We start from the raw sequence: 6,406 nt of genomic DNA, 5'->3' as shown, positions 1-6,406 counted from the left end.
ACGTGCAAAAATCTCGTACGTATTTTGAAGAAGCAGCAAAATATCCCTTTTTGTTTAACGGCCAAATGGCGCTGACAAGATTAAAGCGAACATTAGTCATGAAGTTTACCTCTCCTTCATCTTTTGGAAAGTCTCGTGTAATTGAAAGTTTGTTAAATATTTTAAAAGATAAGGAAAATCAGAAACTTCCTGTTAATAACGTATCCTTGGTAAACTGTTTGTTGGATGACCTAATTGATCACTTCAGCTCTATCCAGGAGTGCTGGACTTTTGTTAACATTTTACACAAACAATTTCCTTCAGAAGCTATTTATTTGGCGCGAAAACTCTCAGCGCATAGAGCAAAATATGTTTTTCCTATTGCTTATCCTACGTGCGCGCTTCCAAGACCTTTTCCTGATCCTGCTTTAATATGGTCTATTGCTCTGGGAGAGACGTGTTTTTCTCCCTATGTTGTTAGTTCTAAGGGAGCATTAGGTGTCATGCAGATTATGCCGTTTGATATTGCTAAATATGCTAAAAAAGCTGGGCTTCCCTATAATTTAAGACGAATGAAAGAGTTTACTTATGGAATGAGCTTGGGAATTGAAGAAATAAAGGAAAAATTAGCGTCACATCGACAAAATTACGTATTAAGTATTGCTAGTTACAACGTGGGATCCAGGAAGTTAAAAGAGTGGTACAAAACTTTATATCCAGTTTACGAGAACGACGTTATGTTACGCACGTGTTTATGGATTGAGCGTATTCCTTATGAAGAAACTCGTCAATATGTCTGTAAAATTCTTTCGTTTTATTGTGTGTATCGCTGGATGCAGGGGCGTGCTTTAAAGTACCATGATATGGAGAAACTTTTAGCGTTATAAAATGTAACGCTTAGGGAAGCAGAATTTAATAATCCCTATCAAAGTTTTTGTGGATGTTGGTTGTTTTAGATTTTTAATGGCAACTGCCGGATAGCGTTTTCCGAACTATCGTTCTTTTTGGACGTACATTTAGAAAAATCTTTTTTGTGAAAATTAAGTTGAGATTTAAATAGTAAAAAAATTTTCCCTAACCACGGTGAATTTCATCAAAACATTTGATACAGAGCCTAATCTATCGTTTTGTAGCGGTCAAGAGTTTTTTTAGCGATATTTTCTGGTGGCTATGGGAGTAAAAAGTTATTATTCCCTCTACAGACCTATTAATTATCTTGTCTTTTAGAGATTCGAGCAAGTTTTTCCCTTTAATTTTCTTCTGATCTTTGCTATACTCCTAATTTAAACTTTGTGTTGATAGAGCAAAAATGGAAAAAAGTCTAAGGAAAAAGAGAAAATAAAACTGATTCTTTTTTAGTGACTTTAATCCATTTTTATAACAATTTTATAAATAAAAATTTATAGGATGCTTTTTTATTTTTCCAAAGCACTCATTGTTATTTTTTGAATCTCTTCGACCAAATCAACTAGTTGCTTTCTTTGGGACTCAGATGTATAGTCAAAAAGATATTGATCAAAAGTAATTTTACTGCCTTCACCCTCTCCAGAATGGCTATTCCAGTCATCTAAACAATCTGAGGCTTTTCCGAAAACATCCAAAGATTGCTGAGCGTTTCCTTTATTGTCTTTAATGATGGGATCAGAAAGTTGTTGAACAGAGTTTGTGCAGACACAAAACAAAACTTCGAAAATTTGTTTTTTCAACAGGTTAAATTTTTCACTAGAAAAAGTTATGCTTCCATTTTTTAATTCGGATTTAAATTCTGGAGCGATAAAATTTAAAAAACTTGAAGCCGTATGATGTTTATCATTTTCAAAATTTCTTTGTTTTTTCAAAATAAATTTTTTAAGGTCTTCAAAACTAACTTTTAGCGACTGTATTTGATGGTTTAAAATTTTGGCAACATCCTCACTTTTTTGGTACTCAGACAAGTCAGGAGCTTTTGCTTGATTAGATTTATTTCCTAATAACACTTGGTCTGATACCCTTGAAACAAATTGAGCGACCTCATTCATACCTTCATAAGCTTTAATCTGAGGTATAAATCGGTCTATATTCTTGATAAGAGAAGAGACGAGAGGTTTTATTGGATTGGAATTCATATTAAAATTTTGCTTAGATCCCGTGTTGAATTGTGCTGGAGCATTAAAGGAAGGTTTTAGCGTACCAAAATTGGATACTGTCTTAAATCGGGGAAGCGGTTGCGTATTAAAAGGGGAAAAACTTCCAGAAGAAGCATTTGGATATCCTGCTGTCTTAAATCGGAAAGGCTTTTGCGTATCAAAAGGGGATGGATTTTTAGATGAAGAATCTTCAGGAGCAAAATTTTGTGTAGTTTTTCTGTCTGAAGAATTTCGACCTTTTAAGCTTTGGCTCCCTAAAGAAAAAATTCGAGTTTTGACTGTTTCAGAAAAAATTTCCTCAAATTTAGAAAAATCGACAACTTTTTGTTTAGATAATTCAGTTGCCTCTTTAAACTCTTCCTCGCTTGGATACACACCACTAGCAATTGCCTTATTAAGCTCTTCTTCGGTTGGATATTTAACAAGCGATCTAGTAACGTCTGTACTGCCGATTGCTTTTTTCAGATCTGCAACGAAAGATTCTTTAAATTTTTTTGTTTCTTCGAAGGTTATGGATTTCAGAACTTCTTGAGGTAATTTTTCTGAGTTTTCAACTATACCACTTAAAAAATTTTTTGCGCCAATCAAGACACTATACACATGGTTTAATCTTTTTTTTACATAATCAACATCGGAATCGATATCTTTATAGTTTTTTAGGAGGGACGGTCCCACTGATTTTAGGGAAAAGAGTTTTTCATTGAAAAATGAGTCGGCGATGTTTCCTTGTATTTCTCTCATCCAAAGATTAATATTGTATTCATCAGCATGTGCACAAGAACTTAAAAGAAAAACAAATAAAAATATTTTTTCATTTTAATTGATGTTAGAATATTCCTTATTATGATAAAATAAAAAAATAAATTTTTTATATATTTGATTACTGATTTAATATTTTAGATGATATGGTAGGGGAATATCTATTTGTATTATCAAGATTTTTTTGAAGTTTTTAACTAAAGATATTTTTTGTTAGAATTGGTAAAGGAAGTCTTTTAAAAGTCTCTAAAAATGATTGTATGTAAATTTTGAGAATGTTCGGAGTGCTTTAAAAGCGGTTTTGTTCGAGGAGGGAAGCGGTACAAATGTAAAAAATATAGAAAAAATTTCATGTAAACTCGGGGGTGCCCGAGAAAAACAAGCTCCAAGCCCTCGTTTTATACGTAAGCGACCTTTCAATGAACCGAATTGCTCAGAGTTTTTGTTTCAGCACGACAGCTGTTTTTAAGGGGGCTGGCACCTTATAATCAAAGCTATGCGCAAAAGTTGAGCCATCCCCAGAAGACAAAGGTATTGTCAAGAAAATCGATGAATTTTGGCATTATTTAAAAAAAGAAGCAAAAATTTGGATTTTTAAAGCTTAGATTTCTAAAGCTTGAATTTCTAAATCCTATGATCGTGCTGGAAAACAGCTTATCGATTGAAAATTTTGTAATCACTCGAATCAAACATTCAAACGACTTTTTGAACGATTAAAAAAATGGAAAATTTAATTTTATTGCTCAGGTCGTTAAGCAAGTTTTAATAAAATTATTCCAAGCCCCCGCCTCTTTCAGGGAAAAGATAAAACGTTTTTCATTGAACAAAATAACGCTCCACACCTCTATTGTTTTGCAAAATTTCGTCGAAAAACTCTTGCAAACACACGATAACTTGAAATGCTAGAGGGAACACTGCGTATTTCTGTGGCACTTCACGTTAATAAAACTTTGAAAATACTTTGAAAATCAATCATGCTCTCTTTGGTTAAAAGTTTCATATAAAAATTCATATTAATTTTTTATTTACTTGATATTGACAACATTTTCATCTATTTTTATAATACACATTATGGACATTAATAAAGGATTAAATTATGAAGAAAATATTTTTTTACATTTTTTTGTAGGGAGTATAAATCAATGCCTTCCCTTGTCTGGATTTTGTATGAAAGATCTAAAAAAAAATCAACATTTGTTTGAAGAAAATAAAAAAGAAATTGAAGGGTATAAGACAGTCCGTATGGCAAAAGAGATTTTATCTTCGGGCAATTCGAATCTTTCTGATAATATATTACTAGATTCAGAATTCAAAGAAAAAAATTAAAAATCTTAGCGATCATAATCTTTGTGTATTTAATGAGTGAAATTTTGTTTTCAGATAATTTTTTGCTTGCTAAAAATTTTCTAGATACAGTTTTTGTGTTCAGTAAACTCAAGAAAGGTAAAAAATTTAAGTATAACGATTTTTTTTCTTTTATGCGCAGTATTATGCTTTCAAAAAATTCCGATTGCGCTAAGGAAGTTCTGAAGACAGCAAATTTGAAGGAAAAAATCAGTGAATTTTCTGGGCCTGATTTTGTTGATTTTTTAGATTTTGTATTATCTTCGCAAGAAGCTAATTTTTCCGATAAAGTTTTTCAAGCTTGTGATTTAGAAAAAAGAGTAAAAGATTTTTCATCCACTTTGAAACAACATAGTATTACCAAAAAGCTTTTTCAGACTTTAGCTCGTAACAACAACGCTGAAAGCGCTGAAGAGATGTACTTAATTGATGATGGCACAAGAACGGCCGTTTCTTATTCAAGTTTCCAGGGATCAAAACTTACTTTCAGTAATGAAGATTTTATGGATTTGATACGTTCTATCTTGCGTTCAAAAAATGTTTCTCTTGCAAAAAAAGCTTTACAAAGTATAGATTTAAAAAAAGTAGCAGATAAGCTAGAGGGGATCGATTGTTCTTTTTGGTATCTACCATCCTTCATGCACAAAATTTTGAGCTTGCTAAGGAAGCTTTTCAAGCTATAGATCTAAAAAAAATTGTAGACAGTTTTGGCGGTTACAATTATGGTTTTGCTGATTTTATGAGAAAGGTTTTATCGTCAAATAATTCTGATCTCGTTAAACAAATTTTGAAGACCACGAATTTAAAAAAAATAGTCCCTAATCTTGATGATGCTCATTTTGATTTTTTACTGAGAGGATTTCTAACTTCGGGAAATTCCGATTTTTTTGATCTCGTTTTTCAATCCGTAAATCTCGAAAAAAGGATAAACGCATTAGAAGAGTATTATTTTCCTAGATTATTAGAAAACGCCTTGAGCTCGACAAATGTAGATCTTGGAAAGAGAGTTTTAGATGCGATGAATTTTCAAAAAATTCAGTATCATCTTGGGAGTTCGTGTCTCGATTCATTAATTCGAGAGACTATGAAATCGAGCAGTCCTTTATCTTTAAGAGCTTTAAGTCGCCTAAACTTGAAAAGAATAGTAGAAGAGTTTGATGATGGCAGTCTTTGCTGTTTGTTAACCGAAATAGTAACTGCAAGAAATTTTAATTCCGCTAACTATGCTGCCCAATCTATCAATATAAGGAAAAGAGTCAGTAGGCTTAGTGGGGTTAATTTTGTTGATTTCTTAAGAGATGGTAGTTTTACTTTCTAAGAATTTTGATCTCAACAAAAAAGTTTTAGAAGCTTTAAATTTTAAAAAAGAGGTTCCCCACCTTAGTAAGAGTGATCTTTATGACTTAAAGAAAAGCGCGGTACGTTCGCACACCCCTGTATCTGCAGAGGTGTTAAGACGATTGAGCTTTCGCTCTCATTAAATTCAAAGTCTCTGCGATAAGTGAGTTTTTGAAAAAAAGATTAAATAGCGAGTATAGATTTTAATAAAGCGCCCTTAAAGGCTATTAAAAGTTCCAGATAAGGGCGATCGTTTTTTAAGAAAAACAAAATTATTCAGATAAAGGTGTTATGTTTCTTTTCAAAAAAATGATTTGGGTTTGGTATTTATGTGATTACTTTTCGGTTAGTGGTGATTTACGCGTCTAAGGCCCGTCCTAAATTTTTGAGAATGCGCTGCGATATGATCAGTGGGATAGGATAAAAATCTTATTCTTGAAAAACAAGGTAAATGCAGCCAAAGAAAGTCGCCTATTAGGCTTTCTTATCGCTGTCGCACAGGAATCTCTTGGAAGAATTTTTCCTTTGGCTTGATTGAGCACACAGCCTAGTGCTCTCAGATAAAAAGAAAATACCTTTTCACAGATTTTTCACCGAAAAGTTTCTCAGTTTACGGTTATTTAAGGAATTTTTCATTCGCATTCTCCTAACATACCAAATCAAACTGAAAGTGTTGGACTAATGCGTTGAAAATTGTCATTGGCGCGATCGACAAGATCCATGGCGATGTTGTCTCGGGTTTGGTAGAAAAAATGCAGTATACTATTGCAAAACTCTTTGGCAGAGACGAAAACTCGAGTATTGCGCACATGTTCATTCTTCGATGAGGTTCAAGTTAGGGCTGGGAGAGCAAATAATGC

The 6,406-nt window shown here is 32.8% G+C and carries 8 protein-coding genes; 7 read left to right on the top strand and 1 reads right to left on the bottom strand.

The window, feature by feature from the left end:
* Positions 1 to 866, top strand: an 866-nt coding sequence (locus HE1_RS05870) for a lytic transglycosylase domain-containing protein (protein WP_162480457.1), incomplete at its 5' end; no start/stop codon positions are given.
* A 528-nt stretch (positions 867 to 1,394) separates the two neighbouring features.
* Here the strand turns inward: HE1_RS05870 and HE1_RS05865 are convergent.
* Positions 1,395 to 2,780 carry a hypothetical protein gene (locus HE1_RS05865; RefSeq protein WP_035545702.1) on the bottom strand — a complete coding sequence of 462 codons (1,386 nt, stop codon included), beginning with the start codon at positions 2,778 to 2,780 and terminating at the stop codon, positions 1,395 to 1,397.
* Positions 2,781 to 3,120: 340 nt separating this feature from the next.
* Between HE1_RS05865 and HE1_RS05860 the strand changes: the two genes are divergently transcribed.
* The 6 genes from HE1_RS05860 to HE1_RS09195 all read left to right on the top strand — a co-directional run bounded on the left by HE1_RS05860 (position 3,121) and on the right by HE1_RS09195 (position 6,373).
* The gene (locus HE1_RS05860; RefSeq protein WP_035545699.1) at positions 3,121 to 3,333 is read left to right on the top strand and encodes a hypothetical protein; all 213 of its coding nucleotides are present in this window, start codon (positions 3,121 to 3,123) and stop codon (positions 3,331 to 3,333) included.
* A gap of 602 nt (positions 3,334 to 3,935) precedes the next feature.
* Positions 3,936 to 4,190 carry a hypothetical protein gene (locus HE1_RS05855; protein WP_035545696.1) on the top strand — a complete coding sequence of 85 codons (255 nt, stop codon included), beginning with the start codon at positions 3,936 to 3,938 and terminating at the stop codon, positions 4,188 to 4,190.
* Positions 4,191 to 4,222: 32 nt separating this feature from the next.
* Positions 4,223 to 4,891: a hypothetical protein gene (locus HE1_RS05850; RefSeq protein WP_035545694.1), complete on the top strand. Its 669-nt coding sequence runs from the start codon at positions 4,223 to 4,225 to the stop codon at positions 4,889 to 4,891.
* The gene (locus HE1_RS05845) at positions 4,828 to 5,526 is read left to right on the top strand and encodes a hypothetical protein (protein WP_162531309.1); all 699 of its coding nucleotides are present in this window, start codon (positions 4,828 to 4,830) and stop codon (positions 5,524 to 5,526) included. The genes HE1_RS05850 and HE1_RS05845 overlap by 64 nt, the downstream gene beginning before the upstream one ends.
* Positions 5,507 to 5,689 (top strand): hypothetical protein, encoded by a 183-nt coding sequence (locus HE1_RS05840; RefSeq protein WP_035545688.1) that lies wholly within the window; start codon positions 5,507 to 5,509, stop codon positions 5,687 to 5,689. The genes HE1_RS05845 and HE1_RS05840 overlap by 20 nt, the downstream gene beginning before the upstream one ends.
* A 543-nt stretch (positions 5,690 to 6,232) precedes the next feature.
* A complete protein-coding gene (locus tag HE1_RS09195; RefSeq protein WP_162531308.1) occupies positions 6,233 to 6,373 on the top strand; it encodes a hypothetical protein in 141 nt (46 codons plus the stop codon).
* Positions 6,374 to 6,406 lie beyond the last annotated feature (33 nt).

It is taken from the genome of Holospora elegans E1, from assembly GCF_000648275.1.
In the GTDB taxonomy this organism is placed as follows: Bacteria; Pseudomonadota; Alphaproteobacteria; order Holosporales; family Holosporaceae; genus Holospora; species Holospora undulata_A.
This window is presented reverse-complemented; position numbering and strand designations above follow the sequence as displayed.